The sequence below is a fragment of the Amycolatopsis sp. NBC_00348 genome, assembly GCF_036114655.1.
GTDB lineage: Bacteria > Actinomycetota > Actinomycetes > Mycobacteriales > Pseudonocardiaceae > Amycolatopsis.
The window spans coordinates 6292105-6313960 of the sequence record NZ_CP107994.1 but is presented as its reverse complement, the minus strand read 5'-3'; the positions used below and the strand labels follow the sequence as shown (position 1 = coordinate 6313960).

Annotated in this window: 20 protein-coding genes; 10 read left to right on the top strand and 10 right to left on the bottom strand. The window is 71.7% G+C overall.

Translation table 11 applies throughout. The features are described 5' to 3' along the window. Nucleotides 1–6 precede the first annotated feature (6 nt). The 10 genes from OHS58_RS27215 to OHS58_RS27170 form a co-directional block, all read right to left on the bottom strand. Nucleotides 7–246, bottom strand: a complete 240-nt coding sequence (locus OHS58_RS27215) for a hypothetical protein (RefSeq protein WP_328644450.1) — start codon at nt 244–246, stop codon at nt 7–9. Continuing rightward, complete coding sequence (locus OHS58_RS27210; protein WP_328644449.1) at nt 243–1499, bottom strand: activator-dependent family glycosyltransferase; 1257 nt, start codon at nt 1497–1499, stop codon at nt 243–245. Before OHS58_RS27210 ends, OHS58_RS27215 begins: the two co-directional genes overlap by 4 nt. Before the next feature lie 68 nt (nt 1500–1567). Next, nucleotides 1568–2803 (bottom strand): activator-dependent family glycosyltransferase, encoded by a 1236-nt coding sequence (locus OHS58_RS27205; protein WP_328644448.1) that lies wholly within the window; start codon nt 2801–2803, stop codon nt 1568–1570. Then, nucleotides 2800–4038: an activator-dependent family glycosyltransferase gene (locus OHS58_RS27200; protein WP_328644447.1), complete on the bottom strand. Its 1239-nt coding sequence runs from the start codon at nt 4036–4038 to the stop codon at nt 2800–2802. The genes OHS58_RS27205 and OHS58_RS27200 overlap by 4 nt, the downstream gene beginning before the upstream one ends. A 95-nt stretch (nt 4039–4133) precedes the next feature. Further along, the gene (locus tag OHS58_RS27195) at nt 4134–5402 is read right to left on the bottom strand and encodes an activator-dependent family glycosyltransferase (RefSeq protein WP_328644446.1); all 1269 of its coding nucleotides are present in this window, start codon (nt 5400–5402) and stop codon (nt 4134–4136) included. A 10-nt stretch (nt 5403–5412) separates the two neighbouring features. Continuing rightward, complete coding sequence (locus OHS58_RS27190) at nt 5413–6417, bottom strand: NAD-dependent epimerase/dehydratase family protein (RefSeq protein ID WP_328644445.1); 1005 nt, start codon at nt 6415–6417, stop codon at nt 5413–5415. Between the two features lie 124 nt (nt 6418–6541). Further along, nucleotides 6542–7525 (bottom strand): aldo/keto reductase, encoded by a 984-nt coding sequence (locus OHS58_RS27185; protein ID WP_328644444.1) that lies wholly within the window; start codon nt 7523–7525, stop codon nt 6542–6544. Between the two features lie 89 nt (nt 7526–7614). Continuing rightward, the gene (locus tag OHS58_RS27180; RefSeq protein ID WP_328644443.1) at nt 7615–9171 is read right to left on the bottom strand and encodes a PH domain-containing protein; all 1557 of its coding nucleotides are present in this window, start codon (nt 9169–9171) and stop codon (nt 7615–7617) included. Continuing rightward, nucleotides 9168–9707: a PH domain-containing protein gene (locus OHS58_RS27175; protein WP_326943850.1), complete on the bottom strand. Its 540-nt coding sequence runs from the start codon at nt 9705–9707 to the stop codon at nt 9168–9170. The genes OHS58_RS27180 and OHS58_RS27175 overlap by 4 nt, the downstream gene beginning before the upstream one ends. A gap of 144 nt (nt 9708–9851) precedes the next feature. Next, nucleotides 9852–10202 (bottom strand): hypothetical protein, encoded by a 351-nt coding sequence (locus OHS58_RS27170; protein WP_326943849.1) that lies wholly within the window; start codon nt 10200–10202, stop codon nt 9852–9854. 398 nt (nt 10203–10600) lie between these two features. Here OHS58_RS27170 and OHS58_RS27165 point away from each other — a divergent pair, with 398 nt between their 5' ends. The 10 genes from OHS58_RS27165 (at nt 10601) to OHS58_RS27120 (ending at nt 21843) form a co-directional block, all read left to right on the top strand. Continuing rightward, nucleotides 10601–11710: a DegT/DnrJ/EryC1/StrS family aminotransferase gene (locus OHS58_RS27165; RefSeq protein WP_247056471.1), complete on the top strand. Its 1110-nt coding sequence runs from the start codon at nt 10601–10603 to the stop codon at nt 11708–11710. Between the two features lie 36 nt (nt 11711–11746). Beyond that, on the top strand, nt 11747–13153 hold the full coding sequence (locus OHS58_RS27160; RefSeq protein ID WP_326943848.1) for an NDP-hexose 2,3-dehydratase family protein: 1407 nt from the start codon (nt 11747–11749) through the stop codon (nt 13151–13153). A gap of 39 nt (nt 13154–13192) precedes the next feature. Continuing rightward, complete coding sequence (locus OHS58_RS27155) at nt 13193–14305, top strand: nucleotide disphospho-sugar-binding domain-containing protein (protein ID WP_328644442.1); 1113 nt, start codon at nt 13193–13195, stop codon at nt 14303–14305. Nucleotides 14306–14354: 49 nt separating this feature from the next. After that, nucleotides 14355–15023, top strand: a complete 669-nt coding sequence (locus OHS58_RS27150; RefSeq protein WP_326943846.1) for a dTDP-4-dehydrorhamnose 3,5-epimerase family protein — start codon at nt 14355–14357, stop codon at nt 15021–15023. Beyond that, nucleotides 15020–16015 (top strand): Gfo/Idh/MocA family protein, encoded by a 996-nt coding sequence (locus OHS58_RS27145; protein ID WP_328644441.1) that lies wholly within the window; start codon nt 15020–15022, stop codon nt 16013–16015. Before OHS58_RS27150 ends, OHS58_RS27145 begins: the two co-directional genes overlap by 4 nt. 33 nt (nt 16016–16048) lie before the next feature. Further along, complete coding sequence (locus OHS58_RS27140) at nt 16049–17278, top strand: class I SAM-dependent methyltransferase (RefSeq protein ID WP_328644440.1); 1230 nt, start codon at nt 16049–16051, stop codon at nt 17276–17278. Then, a complete protein-coding gene (locus OHS58_RS27135; protein ID WP_328644439.1) occupies nt 17278–18306 on the top strand; it encodes a class I SAM-dependent methyltransferase in 1029 nt (342 codons plus the stop codon). The genes OHS58_RS27140 and OHS58_RS27135 overlap by 1 nt, the downstream gene beginning before the upstream one ends. Before the next feature lie 29 nt (nt 18307–18335). Next, nucleotides 18336–19322 carry a dTDP-glucose 4,6-dehydratase gene (gene rfbB, locus OHS58_RS27130; RefSeq protein WP_326943842.1) on the top strand — a complete coding sequence of 329 codons (987 nt, stop codon included), beginning with the start codon at nt 18336–18338 and terminating at the stop codon, nt 19320–19322. 65 nt (nt 19323–19387) lie between these two features. After that, entirely contained in the window at nt 19388–20716 is a 1329-nt protein-coding gene (locus OHS58_RS27125) for a serine/threonine-protein kinase (RefSeq protein WP_328644438.1), read from the top strand. A 185-nt stretch (nt 20717–20901) separates the two neighbouring features. After that, nucleotides 20902–21843 carry a hypothetical protein gene (locus OHS58_RS27120; protein WP_326958697.1) on the top strand — a complete coding sequence of 314 codons (942 nt, stop codon included), beginning with the start codon at nt 20902–20904 and terminating at the stop codon, nt 21841–21843. Nucleotides 21844–21856: the final 13 nt, after the last annotated feature.

The following is a 21856-nucleotide window of genomic DNA, read 5'->3' as shown; positions in this document are numbered from 1 at the left end:
CTCCGGTCAGCGGGCTTCGGATGGCGAGGGAGCGGCGGCCGGCAGGCGCAGCACACTCGCGCGGACGGCGGGGCTCGACGCCCGGGAGCCGCGCCGGTACCGGGTGGCGAGGTCGCGGAGCGCCGGGAAGACGCCGGTGGGAATGCGCGTGTGTTCCTCCGCTCGGCGAGCTTCGAGCACGAGTGCGGCGGCCGTTCCCGTGGCCGGGAAGGTCGGCCGGCCGGGGCGGGGCCAGGTGGTCCTCATGCGTTCCTCCGGGCGACGTGGTCTTCGAGCGCCTGGATGACGTCGTTGGGCGAGGGCGTGGCGGCCATCCGCGCGGCCAGTTCCCGCGCCCGGGTGGTGAACGACGGCTCCGACAGCAGCCGCAGGACGCCCGCGCGGACGGCCTTGCCCGAGACCTCCGAGCCGGTCAGGGTCAGTGCGGAACCGTGGACCGTCGCGCGGCGGGCCAGCTCCGGCTCGTCGAACTCCCACGGCACGGCCAGCTGCGGGACGCCGTAGCGGGCCGTCGTCAGGTAGGTGCCGGGCCCGGCGTGGTTGATGACCGCCGCGCACGTCGGCACGAGCGCGTGCAGCGGCACGTACGGCACGATCCGGGCGTTGGCCGGGACTTCCGTGACCTTGGCGGCTTCGGCGTCCGGCAGCGTGGCGACGATCTCGGCGTCCACATCGGACAGTGCGGCCAGGATGTCCGGGACGCTCACCGTGTAGCCGCCGAAGTGCTCGGTGGCCGTCGTGCCGAGGGTCAGGCCGATGCGCGGCCGGTCGCTCCTGCGCTTCAGCCAGTCCGGGACGCTGGCCGCGCCGCCGTAGGGGACGTACTGCACCGGCAACGTCGGCAGTCGCGTGTCGAGGCGGATCGGGTCCGGCACCGGGTCGATCGTGAACTGCCCGGTGATCAGCTCCTCGTCGAAGGCGAAGCCGTACTTGCGGCCGTACCCGGCGATCCAGCCGGCCAGCGGGTCCGGGCCCGGGCCCGGGCCGAGGGAAAGGAACCGTTCGCGGGCCGCGCCGAAGACGTCGATGCTCCACAGGAGACGGCCGTGTGCCGCACCGCACGCCTTGGCCGCGATCGCGCCCGCGTACGTCGTCGGCTCCCAGATCACCAGGTCCGGCTGCCACGCTCGCGCGAACTCGACCAGACCGGTGACCAGGGGGAAGTTGTTCTGCTTGTGCCAAAGCTCGAGGATCGACGCATAGCCCTCGGCCATCTCCTCGCGCGTGCCCACACCGGAAACGGCGGCGTCATAAGGCGAAGGCAGGCCGACGCGCTCGGCTTCGGCCAGGTCGGGGTAGGCCTCGGTGAGCCGCCGCCAGTTGCCGACGCCGCGGCGGCCGACCGGCACGGCGGTCAGCCCGGCGCCGGTGATGACGTCCTCGAAGCCCGGCTGGGTCGCCACCCGCACCTCGTGCCCGGCGGTGCGCAGCGCCCACGCCAGCGTGACCATCGGCTGGAAGATGGTCTTCTCCGGGTAGGTGGTGAGCAGGACGCGCATGGTCTCTCTTCCGGGGTCTGCCGTGGCTGGTCGTGAGTGGTAATGAGGGTTCTAACCCTCATTACCACTCACGACCCCCTGCGGAACTTGGCGGTGAGGTCTTCCAGGTCGGGGACGATGTCGTTGGGCGACGGCAGGGTGTCCATTTCGGACTGGAGGCTCGCCGCGCCGCGCGTGAAGGACGGGTCGTCGAGGAGGCGACGGACGCTCTCGCGGATTGTGTCGGCCGTGGGTGAGCGGAGGTCGATGCCGGCGCCGGCGCGGGCCAGGCCGGCGGCGAAGATCGGCTCGTCCAGGTGGTGCGGCACGCACAGCTGGGGGACGCCCGCCCGGGCGAACGTGGCGAGGGTACCCAGGCCGCCGTGGTGGACGGCGGCCGCGCACGTCGGGGCGAGGGCGTGCAGCGGGACGTACGAGACCAGGCGGACGTTCGCCGGGACGGTGCCGAGGCCCTGCGCCGTCGCCACCACCTCGACGTCCACATCGGACAGTGCGTCGAGGACGTCGGGCAGCGACAGGTGGTAGCCGCCGAAGATCTCGGTCGCGCTCAGGCCCATGGTGAGCGCGATCCGCGGGCGCTCGGCCGGCCGTTGCAGCCAGTCCGGCACCGAAGCCGGGCCGCCGTAGGGGACGTACTGGAAGCGCAGGTACGGCAGGTCGGCCTCGATCTGCAGGCTGCCCGGGAGGTGGTCGAGGGTGAAGTCCCCGGTGACCATGTCCTCGCCGAACTCGAAGCCGTACTTGCGGCCGTAGCCGGAGAACCACGCCTCGAACGGGTCCGGCTCGGCGCCGCGCAGCCGCAGGTAGTGGTCGCGGACGCCGCCGAAGAGGTCGATGCTCCACAGCATCCGCGCGTGGGCCGCGCCGCACGCCCGCGCGGCGATCGCGCCCGCCTGGCTCAGCGGCTCCCAGACGACGAGGTCCGGCTTCCAGGCCCGCGCGAACTCGACGAGGTCGGCCACGATGGGGAAGTTGCTCACCCGGTGCCAGCCGCGCACCGCCTCGGTCAGGCCCGGCTGCAGGTAGCCGAGGTTCTGCTTGGCGACGTCGTCGAAGGCGTCGTAGGGCGGCATGATCCCTTCGCGCATCGCCTCCGTGCCGCCGGCGCGCGTCTCGGTGATCCGCCAGAAGTTCCGGTCGGATCCGACCGGAACCGCGGTCAGCCCGGCCTGCGTGACGACCGGCGCGAACTTCGGCTGGCACGCCACGCGCACCTCATGCCCGGCCGTGCGCAGCGCCCAGGCGAGCGGGACCAGGTGGTAGAAGAACGTCTTCTCCGGGTAGGTCGTCAGCAGGACTCTCATCGGACGCGCGCCTCGATCTCCGGCACGATCGCGTTCGGCGACGGCAGCCCGAGGATCTCGTCGCGCAGGTCCGCGGCCCGGTCCTTGAAGGACTGCTCGGTCAGCAGCCGTTCGACGCTCTCGCGGATCCGCGCGCCGGTCGCGCGGTGGGTCGGCAGCTCCAGCCCGGCGCCGTGCTCGGCCAGCTTGCGGCCGAGGAACGGCTGGTCGTAGTGGTGGTGCAGGGCCAGCTGCGGCACCGGGTGCCGGGACGTCGTGGCCATGGTCGCGGCGCCGGCGTGGTGGACGACGACCGAGCACGTCGGGGCCAGCGCGTGCCACGGCACGTACGAGACGATCCGCGCGTTGTCCGGGATCCGCGTCAGTTCCGCTTGGGCCTTCTCCGCGACGGTCGCGACCAGGTCGATGTCGAGGTCGGCGAGCGCGTCGAGGGCCTCCTGGACGCCGACGGTGTAGCCGTTGAAGTGCTCGGTCGCGGTCAGGCCCAGGGTCATCGCGACGCGCGGGCGCTCCGGCGGCTTGGACAGCCAGCCGGGCACCACGGCCGGGCCGCCGTACGGGATGTACTGCGTGCGCAGGACGTCCAGCTCGGTCGCCGGCTGCAGGCTCGCCGGGAACTGGTCGATGGTGAACTGCCCGGTCGTCATGTCCTCGGAGAACTCGGCGCCGTACATCCGCGCGTACCGGCCGAGCCACGCGCCGAGGTGGTCGACGCGGCCGGGTTCCTCGGCCAGCCGCCGCCGGTACTGCTCGCGGGCCGCGCCGAAGACGTCGACGCCGAACAGGAGACGTGCGTGGGCGGCGCCGCACGCCTTCGCGGCGATCGGCCCGGCGTAGCAGAACGGCTCCCAGACGATCAGGTCCGGCTGCCAGGCGCGGGCGAACTCGACGAGCCCGCCGACCATCGGGTGGTTCGTCAGCCAGTGCCAGCCGCGCACCGCGTCGGCCATGCCGGGCTCGAGGTACTCCCAGGTGGCGCGCTCGTAGTCGTCGAAGACGTCGTACGGCGCGGGCAGCCCGGCGCGCCCCTCTTCCCGGCCGTCGACGTCGTTGAGGCGGCGGTTGCGGGTGTGCCCGACCGGCACCGCGGTGAGGCCGGACTGCGTGATCACGTCCGTCAGCGCGGGCTGGCTCGCGAAGCGCACTTCGTGGCCGGCGGTGCGCAGCGCCCACGCCATCGGCGCCAGGTACAGGAAGACGCTCTTCTGCGGCGTGGTGGCGAACAGGACGCGCATGGTGCTCCTTTCCGTTCGACCCGGCACTTTCGGGTGAACCTGAATCCGGAGGTCGTAACTCCGGAACACTTTCTCGGCGAAAGTGCCGCTTGGGGTCAGCGGGTGCGGTGCTTGGCGGTCAGCTCTTCGAGCGTTCCGGCCAGTTCGTTCGGGGTGGGGAGCGCGAAGATCTCGTCGCGCAGGTCTGCCGCGCGGGCTTTGAAAGCAGGTTCGGTGAGCAGGCGCGCGACGGCGTCGCGGACACCTCCGCCGGTCGCGTCGCCGGTGTGGATCTCCAGCCCGGCGCCGTGTTCGGCGAGCTTGCGGCCGAGGTAGGGCTGGTCGAAGTGGAAGTGCAGGGCCAGCTGCGGCACCGGGTGGCGCGCCGTGGTGGCGAGGGTCGCCGCGCCCGCGTGGTGCACCACCGCGGCGCACGTCGGGGCGAGCGCGTGCCACGGCACGTACGGCACCATCCGGACGTTGGACGGCATCGGCGGCAGCGTCCGCTGCACGTCCCCGGCGACCGTCGCGACGACCTCGACGTCCAATTCGGACAGTCCTAACAGGATTTCCGACAGCGGCACGTTGTAGCCGCCGAAGACCTCGGTCGCGGTGAGGCCGAGGGTCAGCGCGACCCGGGGACGCTCCGCGGGCCGCTTCAGCCAGTCCGGTACCACCGCGGCCCCGCCGTAGGGCACGAACTGCACCCGCACGGTGTCGAGCCCGGCGTCCAGGCTCAGCGACGCGGGCAGCTGGTCGATGGTGAAGTCGCCGACGGCGAGGTCCTCACCGGCGTCGAAGCCGTACTTGCGGGCGTAGCTCCCGAGCCAGTCGGCCAGCGGGTCGACGCGGTCCGCCGGCGCCTGCCGGGCCTGCGTCCGCAGGTAGTCGACGCGGGTGGCGCCGAAGACGTCGATGCCGAACAGCAGCCGGCCGTGCGCCGCGCCGCACGCCTTGGCGGCGATCGCCCCGGCGTAACAGAGCGGCTCCCACAGCACGAGGTCCGGCTCCCAGTACCGGGTGTAGGAGACCAGGTCGGCGAGCATCGGGAAGTTCGTCAGCCGGTGCCAGCCCTTGACCGCCGCGGTCATCCCGTCACGCAGGTAGTCCCACGTGGCCGATCCGGGGACGTCGTACAGGTCGTACGGCGCGGCCACCCCGGCCCGCAGCGCGGCGCGTTCCTCGGGCCGGTTTTCGGTGATGCGCCACGGGTCCCGGTCGTGCCCGACCGGGACCGCCGTCAGCCCGGCCTGGGTGATCGTGCTCGCGAACCGCGGCAGGCTCGCCACGTGCACCTCGTGCCCGGCGGTGCGCAGCGCCCAGGTGACCGGCACCAGGTAGTTGAAGATGCTCTTCTCGGCGGGCAGGACCAGCAGGACGCGCATCGCCGGCCCCTCAGACGCCCGACGAGACGGCGTCGCGCGCCATCGCCGCCGCGAGGTTCTCCAGGCCGTGCTCCAGCGAGACGCGCGGCGCCCAGCCGGTGGCGTTCCGGAAGCCCGACGGGTCGAGCACGAAGTCGAGCAGGTCGGTCGGCATCGAGTGGTCGGCCGGCGGCACCGACACCACCGGCACCGGCTCCCGCCCGGTCTGCGCGGCGACGGCCTTCGCGACCCCGCCGAACAGGTCGCCGACGCTGGTCGCCAGCCCGGTGCCGACCAGCCACGGCCGGCCGTCGACGGCGTCCGGCTGGTCGAGCGCGGCCAGGAAGGCGCGCGCGACGTCGTCGACGCACACCAGGTCCCGCTTCACGGTCCCGTCGTGCCACATGGTGAGCGCCTCGCCGGCGAACGCGCGGCGCATCATCGCCGAGACGACGCCGCGGTCGAGCGCGGGGGAGTCGGAGCCCTGGGTGTAGAGCGTGGCCAGCCGGAGCGACGCGCCCCGCAGCAGGCCCGTCTCGACGGCGTCGCGGATCGCGTGCTCGGCGTCGAGCTTCTGCCGGTCGTAGGTGGTGAGCGGCTGGTCCGGCTCGGTGCCGTCGATCCGGCCCGAGATCGAGCGCCCGGCCTGCGACATCGACCCGGCCAGCAGGACCACCGGCGGGTGCACCGGCCGCTGGTTCTTCACGGCGGCGACGAGGTCGTGCACCAGGCCGACGTTGACGCGCTCGGCGACCGGGTCGTCCGACGACACCCGCCAGGTGCTGGCCCCGGCGATGTGCGCGACCAGGTGGATCACCGCGTCGGCGCCCTCGACGGCGTCGGCGACGGCACCGTCGGCGGTCAGGTCGGTGGTGCGGACGTCGATGTCGGCCCGTGCCCCGGCCGGGACCGTGGTCGGCCGGCGCCCGGCGAGGCGCAGGCGGACCGGCCGGGCGGCCAGTTCGCGGGTGATGGCGGTGCCCAGGAGCCCGGACGAGCCGAGCACCGTGATCAGCGGTCGTGCCTGTTCGCCCACGGCTTCTCCTCCAGTTTCGCGTGAATGGTTGGAATGGCTCTTCCGGGAATAGCCGGAACGTCTCGGCCGGTGAGCTGTCCGCAGTCTAAGTCAGCTTCGCCGCCGTATCCAAAGAATTGCGCGGTCATTTCGACACGACGGCTTCGCGGTGTTCGTCCCAGCGCTTTTCGCCGGTCGCCACGGGCAGTGTGTCGATGTCGCGGAGGTCCGCCGCGCTCAGCCGGATCCCGGCCGCGCCGACGTTCTCCGCCAGCCAGCGCAGCCGCCGGGTGCCGGGGATCGGCACGACGTTGTCGCCGTGCGTGGTGAGCCAGGCGATCGCCACCTGCGCCGGGGTCGCGCCGTGCCGCGCGGCGACCCGCCGCAGGCCGTCGACGATGCGCTGGTTGTCGGTGAGCGCGCCGGCCTCGAACCGCGGGTCGCGCCGCCGCGAGTCGCCGTCGACGAGCTCGTCGACGGCGACCTGCCCGGAGAGGTAACCGCGGCCGATCGGGCAGCAGGCGAGGAAGCCGACGTCGTTCTTCCAGGTCCACGGCAGGATCTCGTCGAGGTTGCGGCGTTCCCAGACCGACAGCTCGTACTGCACCGCGGCGATCGGGAACAGCGCGTGGATCTGCTCCAGCTCCTCCACGGTCGCGTGCGAGATGCCGAGGCCGAGGACTTTGCCCTCGGTGACGAGCTCGGCCAGCGCACCCCACGACTCGGCCAGCGGCACGGCGGGATCGACGCGGTGCAGCTGGTAGAGGCCGATCGCGTCGACGCCCAGCCGGCGCAGCGAACCTTCGCAGGCCTCGCGCAGGTATTCCGGGCGCCCGTTGCGTTCCAGGGTGCCGTCGGGCCGCAGGATCAGGCCGACCTTGGTGGCGATCGTGGTCCGCGCGCGGTACGGCGCGAGCACCTCGCCGAGCAGTTGTTCGTTCGTGAACGGGCCGTATACGTCGGCCGTGTCGAACACGGTGACGCCCAGGTCGACCGCGTGCCGGAGCACCCGGGCCGACTCTTCGTGGTCCCGCGCGGTCCGGGCGGGCCCGTAACCGTAGGACATCGAACTGCAGCCGAGCCCGATTTCACCGACGGAAAGCGTTTCGGTGAGCCGTGTGTGCCGCATATTCACCTCCGAGTGTCGGAACATCGCTTTCGGGGGCTCCGGGTGGCGAAGCCCCCGGCCCGGGGCGAAGCCCCGAATGTCACGGCGATTCATGAAGCGTCCGATCGCGGGGCGAAATGCGAGTCGGCCGGGGGTGTCCCGGTGCCGGAAAGGAATTCGTGCGCGAGGTCCGGGTCGGCGCCGGCGACGAACGCGAGGGCCTGTTCGGTGCCGGCGTCGATCGCGCGGTAGTAGCGGTCGCCGGCCGCGGTCGGGACGCCGATCGTCATCCGCGAGCCCAGGCGCTGGAAGATCGTCTGCCGCAGCCGCCAGCCGATCACCGCGCGGGTGCGCAGCACGGTCGTCGAGCGGCCGGCCGCGCCGCTGCGCACGACCAGGTACGGCCCGACCAGCGCGTGGCCCAGCGTGCGGTAGGCGACCCAGGCCAGCGCCCAGGTCAGCGGCAGGAGCAGCAGTGGCAGCGGCCACCACGACGCCGGCACGACGCCGGTCGCGCCGAGCCAGGCGAGCAGGCCCGCGACGGCCGCCGGGCCGTAGGTCGCCCAGTAGAGCCGGCGCCGGAACGCGCCGGCCGGGTGCCGCAGCAGCGGCGCTTCGAGGGGCTGGTGGCCGTCCGGGAAGACGAAGCTCGCCGCGTGCCGGGCGTCGTGCAGCGGGGTGCGCGGCAGGATGTTGGCCGACTCGTTGAGCGAGGCGTTGAGCCCGGTCGTGATCACCTTGGTCTCGGCGAGGCGCATCCACCGCCACAGCAGCGGTTCGTGCAGGTGCACGCCCCGGATCCGGCGGTCCTCCCGGTGCACGGTCTTGGTGGTGAACAGGCCTTGCCGGGTGCGCAGCTCAGTGCCGTCTTCGCCGTTGGTCGTGCGGACCAGCTCGAAGTTCCAGTGCTTCGCGGCGAAGTCCAGGCCGAGCGAGAAGTAGCCGAGGACGAACGTGATCACGACGGACGCGCCGATCGTGCGCCACACGCCCAGGTTCGCCCAGTGGATCAGGCCGGCGATGACGTCGATCAGGTCGACGGCGAACGTCTGCATCGTGAAGTACAGCGACACGAGGAAAAGCACCCCGGCGAGGATCGCCCAGACGTGGAAAACGTTGTACCACAACCAGATCCAGCGCAGCCGGGCGATGACGACCTCGCGTTCCGCCGGTGCTTCGGCGTCGCGGGGGATCAGGTCGCGCCGCAGCTGGGCGGCCGTCTCCTTCGACAGCGCGTCGAGCTTGAACGCGGGTGAGAAGTGCTTGCCCTCACCCGATCCGATGTGGACGACGCGCAGCTTCACCAGGCGGTGCCGCAGTTTCGCGCTGCTGCTGACGCTGCGGATGCGGTCGCGCCCGACGTGCCGCTCCTCGCGGACCAGCAGGCCGGTGCGGCGCTCGACGCGTTCGGGCGTGACGCGGTAGCGGGTGAACAGCCAGCGCCACAGGTCCCGCAGGGTCATCAGCGCGCTGATGCCGCTGACCACCAGCAGCGGCCAGACCGGGCCCGAGTCGTAGAGGAAGTAGCTCGTGATGCTGATGGCGAAGGAGATCGTGAACTTGGCCGCGTTGACGTAGAAGAGCTTGATGTCCAGGCGCAGCCAGGGAAGTTCGCTCTCTTCGGCCGGCGCGGGCGTCACGGGCTCGGCCGTCGTTTCCGCCGTCACGTCGCGTCCCCGGGCGTGGCCTGGGCGATCTCGTTGAGCCGGCGGACCGCCTCCTCGGCGATCGGCGTCTCCAGGCCTTCGATCTTCACGTGCCCCTCGTGCGAGGCCGTCGTGACCTTGATGGTCGAGAGGCCGAGCAGCTGCTCGATCGGGCCCTGCACGGTGTCGATGCTCTGGATCCGGGACACCGGGACGATCCGCCACTCCCGGGTGATCCAGCCGCTGAGGGAGTACACGGCCTCGTCGGTCGTCTCCCAGCGGTGCACCAGGTAGCGGTAGGTCGGCATGAACAGGAAGTTCGCCGCGAAGATCGCGCCGACGCCCCAGGTGATCGGGTCCAGCCAGGTGCGGATGCCGGCGAAGATGATGTGGAGCGTGACGAACACACCGAGCACGCCGATCGCCCAGAACAGCGTGTTCAGCGTGCGCCACAAGATGAAGCGGCGCGCGAGCCGGTGCCGCGGCGGCCGGACGGCGAGGGGTTCGGGCCGGACCGGGAGCACGGGCCGTGAAGAATCCGTGGTGGAGTGGTCCATCGGCTGAGCGTCCGATCTGTGAGGAGAACCGTGTCTCGCCGGCGGGACCCGGTGTGCGGACCCGGGGCGCCCGCACACCGGCGTCTGCCGCGGCCGGTCGTGAGTGGTTAGGGCGGTTCTAACCGCCCTAACCACTCACGAGCCCTAGGCCGGGGCGTCCGGAGCGGCGGCGTCGGGGGCCGCCGTTTCGGCTGTGGGAGCCGGGGTCTCGGCCGGGGCCGCGTCCTCCTCGGCGACGATCTTCACGATGTAGGCGGCCAGGTCGCGGAACTCCTCGCCCTCGGTGAAGTCCTCGAACTTCTCCAGCAGCTTGCGGTCGGTCGTGTTCTCGACCTCGAGCAGCACCTGCACCACGGAAAACGAGTCGAGGTCGCGCAGGCTCTCCGGCTCGGGCATGTCGGGCTGCTCGGCGCAGATCATCCGGGCGATCTCCCGGACCATCTCCTCGACGTCGTCGACATTGGTGAGGTCGACTTTCGTGGCGTTCTCTGACATGACAATTCAGCCCTTCCGCTTAATCGTCCGTGTGGCCGCGCGGCGAATCCTTCCCCTGATGCGGGGTGACGCGCTCCGGGCGAATGCCCCCAGTCGGCAGCCGGAACCCGGCCGAGGTTAGCCAGCACTCCGGCCCCGGTCAACAACACCGTGGCGGCCGTTGTCCCGCCGGCGGGACGGGCCGGTCAATGCGCGTCGAATGATGGCCGGCAAGGCTGTGACAGCCGAGCGGAAGTGTGCTTCCATGACTCCGGCGGCGCTGGGCAGCAAAACGAATAGGCGTCGCGTCGAATAGCCCATGTGTTGCGGCGTCCCGGAAGTTCACCGGGAATTCGCCCGCGTCGTACGAGCCCTGTCCGGTCGTGCCACGGCCGATCCCCTGGAGGTGACCCGCCCTGATGGCTCAATATGTCTGGGGTTATTTGCCGGAGTACGAGAAAGAACGGGACGACATTCTCGACGCCGTCGACACGGTCTTCCGCTCCGGCAAGCTCGTGCTCGGCCCGAGCGTGAAGGCGTTCGAAGAGGAGTTCGCCGCCTACCACGGCGTCGAGCACTGCGTCGGCGTCGACAACGGCACCAACGCCATCGTCCTCGGCCTGCGCGCCCTCGGCGTCGGGGCCGGCGACGAGGTGATCACGGTGTCCAACACCGCGGCGCCGACCGTGCTGGCGATCGACCAGATCGGCGCCGTGCCGGTGTTCGTCGACGTCCACCCCGGCACGTACCTGATGAACGTCGAGCAGGTCGAGGCGGCGATCACCGAGCGCACGCGCTGCCTGCTGCCGGTGCACCTGTACGGCCAGTGCGTCGACATGGCGCCGCTGGAAGCGATCGCGGCCGAGCACGGCCTGCCGATCCTGGAAGACTGCGCGCAGGCGCACGGCGCCCGCCACCACGGGAAGATCGCCGGGTCGATGGGCAAGGCCGCGGCCTTCTCCTTCTACCCCACCAAGGTGCTCGGCGCCTACGGTGACGGCGGCGCGACGATCACGTCGGACGCCGAGGTCGAGGCGAACCTGCGGCGGCTGCGCTACTACGGCATGGAGAAGGTCTACTACGTCGTCTCCACGCCGGGGTACAACAGCCGGCTCGACGAGGTGCAGGCGGAGATCCTGCGCCGCAAGCTGACCCGGCTCGACGACTACCTCGTCCGCCGCCGGCTCATCGCCGAGCGCTACGCCGAGGCGTTCGCCGGCACCGACCTCGTGACGCCGGCGCTCGCTCCGGGCAACGACCACGTCTACTACGTCTACGTGGCGCGGCACCCGTTGCGGGACAAGATCATCGAAGCGCTCAAGCCCGAGGGCATCGAGCTGAACATCAGCTACCCGTGGCCGGTGCACACGCAGTCCGGCTTCGCGAAGCTCGGCTACCGCGAAGGTTCGCTGCCCGAGACCGAGGCGGCGGCCCACGAGATCTTCTCGCTGCCGATGTACGCCTCGCTGTCCGACGTGGACCAGGAACGGGTCGTGGAAAAGGTGCGGGCGGTGCTGGCGAAGCTCTGACCCACCCGGTGGTCCGACAGACAGGAGAGCACGAGCATGAAGCGACTCGCGGTGCTGCACCGGGAACTCAACCCCGGGCCCGGAACCACCGGCGGCAGCATGATGTCCATGGTGGAGTTCCACGACTGGTGGGCCGAGCGGACGGCGGCCGGGCACTTCGCCGTCGACCGCATCCCGTTCGCCGAGCTCGGTGACTGGGCGTTCGAGGCCGGCACCGGGAACCTCGGGCACAAGAGCGGGCGCTTCTTCACCATCGAAGGCCTGCAGGTGCGCGAAGGCGGCGTCCCGACGTGGTCCCAGCCCATCATCAACCAGCCCGAGATCGGCATCCTCGGCATCGTCGTCAAGGAGTTCGACGGCGTGCTGCACTGCCTGATGCAGGCCAAGATGGAGCCGGGCAACGTCAACACGCTCCAGCTGTCGCCGACGGTGCAGGCCACGCGCAGCAACTACACGCAGGTGCACCGCGGCGCGACCACGCGCTACCTGGAGTACTTCGTCGGCGCCGGCCGCGGCCAGGTGCTGGTGGACGTGCTGCAGTCGGAGCAGGGCGCGTGGTTCTGGCGCAAGCGCAACCGCAACATGGTCGTGCTGGTCACCGGCGACGTCGAGCTGCACGAGGACTACTGCTGGCTGAGCCTGGCCCAGATCGGCGAGCTGTCCCACCGGGACAACCTGGTGAACATGGACGCCCGCACGGTGCTCTCGTGCATCCCGTTCGCCCTCCCGGACGGCGACGGCGCGACCGGCGAGGACTTCCGGGACGCGCTCGTGCGCTCCTACCAGTACGCCGCCGAGGACGCGCCGGGCCCGGCCCTGCACACCGCGGGGGACATCCTCAGCTGGTTCACCGAGGCCAAGACGCGCTGCGACTGGTCCGCCCGGCTGACGCCGCTGTCGGCGACGACGGGCTGGCACCGCGACGACGAGGAGATCGCCGACGACGCGGCGGCCAACTTCCGCATCATCGGCGTGCGGGTCGAGGCGGGCACCCGGGAGGTCAAGGCCTGGCGGCAGCCCCTCCTCCACCCCAGGGGGGAGGGGCATGCCGCCTTCCTCGCCCGGCGCGTCCGCGGCGTGCTGCACCTGCTGGTGCAGGCCCGCCCGGAGTACGGCCTGATGGACATGGTCGAGATGGCGCCCACCGTGCACCTGCTGCCCGGCCAGGACGCGTCGTCGATCAAGGAGCCGTTCCTGCGGGACGTGCTCGAGGTCGGCGGGGTCAAGACGCACTACGACCAGAAGCTCTCGGAGGAGGGCGGCCGGTTCTACCACGCGCTGACCCGCTACCAGCTGATCGAGGTGGGCGAGGAGTTCCCGGTCGAGGTACCGCCGAACTACTGCTGGATGACCGTGCGCCAGCTGATCGACCTGCTGCGCCACGGGCACTACCTGAACATCGAGGCCCGCAGCCTGCTGGCCTGCATCCACAGCCTCTGCTGACCCGCCTGGCCGGAAACCGCACAGGGAAAGGAAGTTCGCGTGCGATTGCTGTTCACGACCGCGCCGTTGCGCGGCCATCTGTTCCCCCTCGTGCCGCTCGCCTGGGCGGCCCGGGCGGCCGGGCACGAGGTCCTGGTCGCCACGACCGAGGCGTTCGCGCCGGTCGTGCTCCGGTGCGGGCTGCCGGTCACGTCCTGGGGTGCCGCGCCCGACTTCGTCGAGCTGGTCGGCGGCGAACCGCCGGTGACGGCCGAGAGCACCGTGCTGCGCCGCGCCGAGCACGGGCACGCGTTCGGGCAGATCGCCCGGGCCTGCCTGCCCGGCGCGCGGAAACTGGTGGACGCGTGGCGGCCCGACCTCGTCGTCAGCGAGCGGGCGGAGTTCGCCGGCCCGCTGGCGGCCGCGGCCGGCGACGTCCCGGTCGTCGCCTACCACTGGGGTGTCGCCCCGCTGACCGAGTACGCCCGGGCGGCGGCGATCGAGCTCGCCGCGGCGCCGCCGGACCCGGTCGCCACGCTCGACCCGTGGCCGCCCGGGATGCGGCTGCCGCACGCCGCCGGGCACGACGGCGTGCGGGGCGGGTCGTTCAACGGCGACGTCCACCTGCCGGACTGGGTGTTCGAGCCGCGCGAGCGGCCGCGGGTGTGCGTCACCTTCGGCACCGTGCTGCCCGGGATGGCCGCCCTCGGGCTGCGCGAAACCGTGGCACCGATGCTGAAACTGCTCAAGGAGCTCGACGTCGAGCTGGTGGTGGCCGCCGCCGACGACGTGCTGGCGGACTGGCCCGAGCTGGCCGCCGCGGCCGACCGCGCCGGGCGGCTCCCGCTCGCCCAGGTGCTGCCGGCCTGCGAGGCCATGGTCAACCACGGTGGCCAGGGCACCGTGCTCACCGCGCTGGAGGCCGGCTGCCCGCAGCTGGTGCTCCCGCAGTTCGACGACCAGTTCGACAACGCCGCGGCCGTGGCCGCGAGCGGCGCGGGCCTGCAGCTCTCGCTGGACGAGGTGTCGCCGGAGCGGGTGGCCGAGCGGTGTCGCGCGCTGCTGGACGAACCCGCCTTCACCACCGGCGCGGTGCGCGCCGCCGCCGCGGTCCGGGCCCAGCGCTCGCCCGCGGAAGTCGTGGGCCTGCTGGAGAAACTGGTCGCGGCATGACGAACTCTTTCTGGGACGAATTGGGGAGCTGGTAGCTATGCCGGGCGGAATGCGGATCGAAGAGACCAAGGTCCCGAATGCCTTCAGGCTGTTCCCGGAGCAGTTCCCGGACCAGCGGGGCCGGTTCCACGAGGCGTTCCGCGCGGACGCGCTCTCGGACCTGATCGGCTACCCGTTCGTGGTCAACCAGGTGAACTACTCCACGAGCCGCCGCGACACCGTGCGCGGCATCCACGGCACGACGCTGCCACCGGGCCAGGCGAAGCTGGTCACGTGCGTGCGCGGCGCGGTGATGGACGTCGTGGTGGACCTGCGCGTCGGTTCGCCGACGTTCGGCGTCTTCGACGTCACCTACCAGGACGAGGACTCCGGCACGGCGGTCTACCTGGCCGACGGCCTGGGCCACGCCTTCCACGCCCTGACCGACGACGCGTGCATGAACTACCTGTGCTCGCAGAACTACGTGCCGGGCACCATGCTCGTGCTCAACCCGATGGACCCGGACATCGGCATCCCGTGGGAGCTGACCGGGCCGCCGATCATGTCCGAAAAGGACGCGAACGGCGTCGGCCTCAAGGAAGCGGAGTCCGAAGGGCTGCTGCCGACCTACGAGGAGTGCCTCGCGCACTACGCGGCACTGGGGGCGGGCGCCGCCGCGACGCCGGCGAGCCGGCCGACCTCCCCACTTCCCGACGAGCAGCGGAGCTTCTGCCGATGACGAGCTACCAACCGGCCCAGCGGCTGCGCTTCGGGGTGATCGGCTGCGCGGACATCGCCTGGCGGCGGACGCTGCCGGCGATGGAGACCGACCCGGCGATCGACGTCGTCGCGATCGCCAGCCGCGACGGCGACCGGGCCCGGACGTTCACCGACCGCTTCGGCGGCACGCCGTACGCCGGCTACCAGGCGGTGGCCGAGCACGAGGACGTCGACGCCGTCTACATCCCGCTGCCGCTGATGCTGCACGCGGAGTGGATCGAGCGGTGCCTCGACGCCGGCAAGCACGTGCTGGTGGAGAAGCCGATGTCCGACGGCTACAAGGAGTCGGCCCGGCTGCTCGACCTCGCCCGCGAGCGCGGCCTGGTGCTGCTCGAGAACTACATGTTCCTCTACCACTCCCAGCACGCGGCGGTGCGCAAGCTGCTCGCCGACGGCGCGATCGGGGACCTGCGCGGTTTCCACAGCGCGTTCACGATCCCGCCGAAGCCGCCGGGGGACATCCGCTACCAGGCGGACGTCGGCGGTGGCGCGTTCCTCGACTTCGGCGGCTACCCGATCCGCGCGGCGCAGCACCTGCTCGGCCGGGACCTGTCGGTGGAGGGCGCGGTGTTCCGCCGCGACCGCGCGCTCGACGTCGTGATGTCGGGCAGCGTGCTGCTGGCGTCGCCCGAAGGCGTGCCGGCCCAGCTGACCTTCGGCATGGAGCACTCCTACCAGAACAGCTATGCCCTGTCCGGCAGCACCGGGCGGCTGACGGTGGACTGGGCGTTCACCCTGCCGGAGACGCACCGGCCGGTGCTGCGGATCGAACGGCAGGACCACCGCGAAGAGGTGGTGCTGGCGGCCGACCACCAGTTCGCCGGGGCGATCCGGGCCTTCGTCGAAGCGGTCGTCACCAAGGCGCCGCTGCGGGAGGAGCACGACGGGACGCTCGAACAGGCCGCCCTGATCGAGCAGGTGCAGCGGGTCGCCCGCAACGTCTGGATCTGAAACTTTCCCATACCCAAGAGGGAGATTGTGAGCATGTCGAACACAGCCGAATGCCGGATCTGCGGCGGCACGGTCGAAGAGTTCTTCGACTTCGGGCGCCAGCCGCTTTCCGACGCCTTCGTCGCGCCCGGCGCGGACCCGGGTAAGGAGTTCTTCTTCCGCCTCGCCGTCGGCCTGTGCGGCGGGTGCACGATGGTGCAGCTGATGGAAGAGGTGCCCCGCGAGGCGATGTTCCACGAGGAGTACCCGTACTACTCCTCGGGTTCCGTGGTGATGCGCGGGCACTTCGAGGACCTCGCCAAGCACCTGATCGCCACCGAGCTCACCGGCGACGACCCGTTCGCCGTCGAGATGGGCTGCAACGACGGCATCATGCTCAAGACCCTGGCCGACTCCGGCATCCGGCACCTGGGCGTCGAGCCCTCCGGTGGCGTCGCCGACGTCGCGGCGTCGAAGGGCGTGCGCGTGCGCAAGTCGTTCTTCGAGGAGTCGACCGCGCGCGAGATCCTCGCCGAGGACGGCCCGGCCGACGTCATCTACGCGGCCAACACCCTGTGCCACATCCCGTACATGGACTCGATCCTCGACGGCGTCAAGGCGCTGCTGAAGCCGACCGGCGTGTTCGTCTTCGAGGACCCGTACCTGGGCGAGATCGTGCGGCGCACGTCGTTCGACCAGATCTACGACGAGCACTTCTACTTCTTCACCCTGCGCTCGGTGCAGCAGATGGCGCAGCGCCACGGCCTCGAGCTCGTCGACGCGCAGCGCCTCGACGTCCACGGCGGCGAGGTGCGCTACACGCTGGCGCCGGCCGGGTCCCGGACGCCGTCGGACGCCGTCCGCGAGCTGCTCGCCGAGGAGCAGGCCGCCGGGCTGCACGAGCGGGCGACGCTGGAGGCGTTCGGCGCGAAGGTGCTGCAGGTCAAGGAAGATCTCGTCACCCTGCTGCGCAAGGCGAAGGACGAGGGCAAGCGCGTCGTCGCCTACGGCGCCACGGCGAAGAGCGCGACCATCGCCAACCTGTGCGGCCTCGGCCCGGACCTCGTCGAGTTCGTCTGCGACACCACGCCGGCCAAGCAGAACCGGCTCACCCCGGGCACGCACATCCCGGTGAAGCCGGCCGCCGCGTTCTCGGACCCCTACCCCGACTACGCGCTGCTGTTCGCGTGGAACCACGCCGACGAGATCATGGCCAAGGAGCAGGCGTTCCGCGACGCCGGCGGCCAGTGGATCCTCTACGTGCCGACGGTCCGGCTGGTCTGATGACCGAGACCACGACGTTCCCGCTCTCCTGGATCGGCGACTGGGCGCCGGAGCCGATCCCGGGCGGCGCGGCGGGCATCTTCAACTCGGCCGTGGCGGCGTTCGCCGTCGCCACGGCCTGGGAGGCCGGCGCCCTCGACGCGCTCGACGGCGGCGGCACCCTGGACGTGCCGGGGTTCTGCGCGCGCCGGGACCTGCACGAGCCGTCGATCCGGAGCGTGTTCGCGGCGCTGGCCTCGGTCGGCATCGTGGTGCGCGAGGGGGACGCCGTCGTGGCCGGCCCGGAGTTCGCCGAGGTGTACCGGGCCAAGGCGTTCTTCCACTGGCTCACCATCGGCTGCGGCGAGCTGTTCGCGAACATGCCGCGGATCGTGCGCAACACCGAGCGCACCGGCGACTTCTTCCGGCGCGACGCGGCGGCCATCGGGTTCGCCTGCCGGGACATCAACCGGCAGGCGTTCGACCCGGTGTTCGCCGACGCCCTGGCGGACCTGGACTTCCCGGTGACCAAGGTGGCCGACCTCGGCTGCGGCAGCGGCGGCCGGCTCATCGACCTGGCCCGCCGGTTCCCGGGCGTGCGCGGCGTCGGCGTCGACATCGCCCCGGCGGTGCTGCGCTCGGCGGCGTCGAACACCGAAGCCGAGGGACTGGGCTTCGAGTTCGTCGAGGCGGACGTCCGCGCGCTGGGGCCGTCACCGCGCTTCGACGGCGTCGAACTGCTGACGTGCTTCATGATGGGCCACGACTTCTGGCCGCGGGAGCGCTGCGTGGCGACCCTGCGGATGCTGCGCGAGGCGTTCCCGGACGCGCGCCGGTTCCTGCTCGGCGACACCGCGCGCGTCGAAGGCGTGCCGGACCGCGAGAAGCCCGTGTTCACCCTGGGGTTCGAGACCGCGCACGACCTGATGGGCGTCGACCTGCCGACGCTCTCGCAGTGGGACGGCGTGTTCGCCGAGAGCGGCTGGCGCCTGCTGCGCGCCCGGCCGGTCGAGGTGCCCGCCGCATCCGTGATCTTCGAACTGAGCTGATCTTCTGAGCTTGCTTGAGAGGGGACGACATGCGGGTCCTGGTGACCGGCGGAGCGGGTTTCATCGGCTCGAACTACGTCCGGCGGGTGCTGTCCGGGGGCTACCCCGCGCTGGCCGACGCCGAGGTGACGGTGCTCGACAAGCTGACCTACGCCGGGAACCGGGCGAACCTCGCCCCGGTGGCCGGCAGCGAGCGGCTGAGGTTCGTCGAAGGCGACATCTGCGACGCCGCGGTCGTGGCGGACGTGATGCGCGGCGTCGACCTCGTGGTGCACTTCGCGGCGGAGTCCCATGTGGACCGGTCGATCGCCGGGTCGGGCGACTTCGTGCTGACGAACGTCCTCGGCACGCACACGCTGCTCGAAGCGGCGTTGCGCGCCGGGACCGGCAAGTTCGTGCACGTCTCCACCGACGAGGTGTACGGCTCGATCGACGACGGCTCCTGGCCCGAAACGCACCCGCTGGAGCCGAACTCGCCGTACTCGGCGGCGAAGGCGTCGTCGGACCTGCTGGCCCGGGCGTACTTCCGCACGCACGGCCTGCCGGTGTGCGTGACGCGGTGCTCGAACAACTACGGGCCGTACCAGTTCCCGGAGAAGGTCGTCCCGCTGTTCGTCACCAACCTCCTGGACGGCGAGCAGGTGCCGCTCTACGGCGACGGCCTGAACGTGCGCGACTGGCTGCACGTGGACGACCACTGCCAGGGCATCCAGCTCGTCGCCGAGGCGGGCCGGCCGGGCGAGGTGTACAACATCGGCGGCGGGACCGAGCTGAGCAACCTGGACCTGACCGGCCGGCTGCTGGACGCGGCCGGCGTGGGCTGGGACCGCGTCCGCCGGGTCGAGGACCGCAAGGGCCACGACCGGCGGTACTCCGTGGACATCTCGAAGATCAGCGCCGAGCTGGGGTACGCGCCGCAGGTGAAGTTCGACGACGGCCTGGCCGCGACGGTGGCCTGGTACACCGCGAACCGGTCCTGGTGGGAGCCGTTGAAGGAACGAGCCGCCGAAAGGTGAAGACGTTTCGGGCCGGGGTCGGCTATGTTGGCCTCTTCGGTCGGCGTGCTGGGGGGTCGGAGGCGATGGAAGGTGCGGGCCGGTACGACCTCGTGACCGAGCGGCGGTTCCTGAACCCGCTCGAAACCGAGGCCGACACGGGCCGCGCGCCCGCGGTGGTCGGTGACCGCTACGAGCTGGGCGAGCTGCTCGGCAGCGGCGGCACCGCCCGCGTCTACCGCGCCCGTGACCGCGACACCGGCACCGAGTGCGCCGTCAAGCTGTTCCACCGCAACGCCGCCACCCTCGGTCCCCGCCGCGCCCGCGAAACGGCGATCCTGCAGGGTCTCGACCACCCGGGGGTCGTCGGCCTGCACGACGCCGGCCTGGAAGACGGCCGCGCGTACCTCGTGGTGCAGCTCGTCGAAGGCGAAGACCTGGCCGAGCGCCTGCTCACCGGGCCGCTCGGCCTCGACGAGATCACGGCCGCGGCCCGGCGGCTGGCCGACGCGCTGGCCCACGTGCACGAGCGCGGCGTCATCCACCGCGATCTCAAGCCGGGCAACGTGCTGCTGGGCGCGGACGGCGCGATGATCACCGACTTCGGCGTCGCGTACCTGCTGGACACCACGCGCGTCACGGCGGTCGGCTCGGTCGCCGGGACCGCGGCGTACATGGCGCCGGAGCAGGTCCTCGGCGAGCCGGTGGGCCCGCCCGCCGACGTCTACGCGCTGGGGCTCGTGCTCATCGAAGCCGTGACGGCCGAGCGCGAGTACGCCGGGCCGCGTGTCGAGGCCGCGCTCGCCCGGCTGAGCAGGCAACCCCGCATCCCGGAAGGCCTGCCGGACGAGCTTTCCCAGGTGCTGCACCTGATGACGGCCCGCGACCCGGCGTTGCGCCCGACCGCCGCCGAGGTCGTGCGGGCGTTGTCGGGGGTCTCGTCACCGTCGTCGTCACCGTCCGAGCCGCTGCCGTCCGAGCCGCTGCCGTCCGGCCTGGTGACACCGCCTTCGCTGCCCGCGTCCCGTCGCAAGCGCGGCGTGGTCGCGGCGGCCGTCCTGTCGCCGGTGGCCGCCGGGCTGGTGCTGGTCGCGCTGGTGACGGGCAGCGGCCGGGTGACCGACAGCCTGCACTCGCCGTCCTACCCCGATCCCGGCCGGATCCCGGCCACGTCGTTCGCCCCGGCGCCGTCGTCCATCGTGATCCTCACCCCGGTCGGTTCGGACGTGGTTTCCCCGCCGGGCGAAGGGAAAGCGCCGTCCGGCGGCACCGCGGCGGCCGTCCAGGCACCCCCGCCGTCGATGACCACGGTGACGTCGACCGCGACCCGCGGCCCGCACCGCGGGGTCCGCCACCACACCCCGCTGAAGCACGCGACCAAGGCGATCCCCTCGGGCAAGGCCAAAGCCCGGTAGCGCCGCCGCCGCCGGGCAGGCCGAAGTCCGTGAATGCCACATTCACGGACACTAGGTCCCTCGATGTGGCATTCACGGACGTTCGCCGGACGTGTGGCCGGGCTCACGTGGGTGCGCGGAAACTCGTGGCCGTCGGAGACCGGGATCGCCGAGCGCGTCCGGACGGTTACCGGGAGCATGGGGGCATGGCGCGACGTCTGGCTGCGGCCCTCCTCCTGGTGGCACTGTCCCCGTTCGTCGCCGAGTTCCTGCTCGGCGACCAGTACCTCAGCGGCACCCCGCGACCCGGGCAGCAGTTCGGCCAGTTCGGCATGTTCGTCGCCTTCTACGGCAGTGGCGCGCTGCTCATCCGCGAGATCGCCCGGCACCTCAACCGCGGCTGGCCGACGATCCTCACCCTGAGCCTCGCGTTCGGCCTGCTCGAAGAAGGCCTGCTGACGCAGTCGCTGTTCAACCCGGACTACCTCGGCATCCGCGTGCTCGACGCCGGGCACATCCCGGCGCTGGGGATCGGCGCGCCGTGGACGGTGTACGTGCTGACGCTGCACGTCGTGTGGAGCATGGGCACGCCGATCGCGATCACCGAGGCGCTGTTCGGCCGGGAACCGTGGCTGGGCAAGCTGGGCCTGGCGTTCTGGTCGGTCGTGTTCGTCCTCGGCTGCGCCGCCGAGTTCCTGATCTCGCTGCTGGTCGGGCCCGCGCCGTTCATGTCGGCGCCGGCCCAGCTGATCGTGGCCGGCTTGATCGTGGCGGGGCTGGTGGTGCTGGCGATCCGCGGCTTCCGCAAGCCGCCGCGTGACGCGCCGAAGGGCAACCGCTGGGCCGGGTTCGCGGTCGGCCTCGTCGCCGGCACGGGCGTGCAGCTGCTGGAACGCTGGGAGTCGATCTCGCCGTGGCTGCTGGCCGCGCTTATGCTGGCGCTGGTCGTGGTGGCCGCGGTGGTCGTGCGGGCCCTGAACCCGCCGGCGTTCGCGCCGGCCGCGGGCACCCTGCTGACGTACTGCTGGGTCGGCCTCAACACCGCGATCGGCCAGGGTGTGGTGGCGATCATCGAGCAGACGGTGCTGGTGGCTGTCGCGGTGGCGCTGCTGCTGGTGACGGCCCGCCGGACCACGGCCGAGTACTGAAGTCCACAGTGGA

What these genes read in the sequence shown, in the direction of transcription:
- OHS58_RS27215 (WP_328644450.1), bottom strand. Translation starts at nt 246, where the DNA reads ATGAGGACCACCTGGCCCCGCCCCGGCCGGCCGACCTTCCCGGCCACG.
- OHS58_RS27210 (WP_328644449.1), bottom strand. Translation starts at nt 1,499, where the DNA reads ATGCGCGTCCTGCTCACCACCTACCCGGAGAAGACCATCTTCCAGCCG.
- OHS58_RS27205 (WP_328644448.1), bottom strand. Translation starts at nt 2,803, where the DNA reads ATGAGAGTCCTGCTGACGACCTACCCGGAGAAGACGTTCTTCTACCAC.
- OHS58_RS27200 (WP_328644447.1), bottom strand. Translation starts at nt 4,038, where the DNA reads ATGCGCGTCCTGTTCGCCACCACGCCGCAGAAGAGCGTCTTCCTGTAC.
- OHS58_RS27195 (WP_328644446.1), bottom strand. Translation starts at nt 5,402, where the DNA reads ATGCGCGTCCTGCTGGTCCTGCCCGCCGAGAAGAGCATCTTCAACTAC.
- OHS58_RS27185 (WP_328644444.1), bottom strand. Translation starts at nt 7,525, where the DNA reads ATGCGGCACACACGGCTCACCGAAACGCTTTCCGTCGGTGAAATCGGG.
- OHS58_RS27175 (WP_326943850.1), bottom strand. Translation starts at nt 9,707, where the DNA reads ATGGACCACTCCACCACGGATTCTTCACGGCCCGTGCTCCCGGTCCGG.
- OHS58_RS27170 (WP_326943849.1), bottom strand. Translation starts at nt 10,202, where the DNA reads ATGTCAGAGAACGCCACGAAAGTCGACCTCACCAATGTCGACGACGTC.
- OHS58_RS27165 (WP_247056471.1), top strand. Translation starts at nt 10,601, where the DNA reads ATGGCTCAATATGTCTGGGGTTATTTGCCGGAGTACGAGAAAGAACGG.
- OHS58_RS27160 (WP_326943848.1), top strand. Translation starts at nt 11,747, where the DNA reads ATGAAGCGACTCGCGGTGCTGCACCGGGAACTCAACCCCGGGCCCGGA.
- OHS58_RS27150 (WP_326943846.1), top strand. Translation starts at nt 14,355, where the DNA reads ATGCGGATCGAAGAGACCAAGGTCCCGAATGCCTTCAGGCTGTTCCCG.
- OHS58_RS27145 (WP_328644441.1), top strand. Translation starts at nt 15,020, where the DNA reads ATGACGAGCTACCAACCGGCCCAGCGGCTGCGCTTCGGGGTGATCGGC.
- OHS58_RS27140 (WP_328644440.1), top strand. Translation starts at nt 16,049, where the DNA reads ATGTCGAACACAGCCGAATGCCGGATCTGCGGCGGCACGGTCGAAGAG.
- OHS58_RS27135 (WP_328644439.1), top strand. Translation starts at nt 17,278, where the DNA reads ATGACCGAGACCACGACGTTCCCGCTCTCCTGGATCGGCGACTGGGCG.
- rfbB (WP_326943842.1), top strand. Translation starts at nt 18,336, where the DNA reads ATGCGGGTCCTGGTGACCGGCGGAGCGGGTTTCATCGGCTCGAACTAC.
- OHS58_RS27125 (WP_328644438.1), top strand. Translation starts at nt 19,388, where the DNA reads ATGGAAGGTGCGGGCCGGTACGACCTCGTGACCGAGCGGCGGTTCCTG.
- OHS58_RS27120 (WP_326958697.1), top strand. Translation starts at nt 20,902, where the DNA reads ATGGCGCGACGTCTGGCTGCGGCCCTCCTCCTGGTGGCACTGTCCCCG.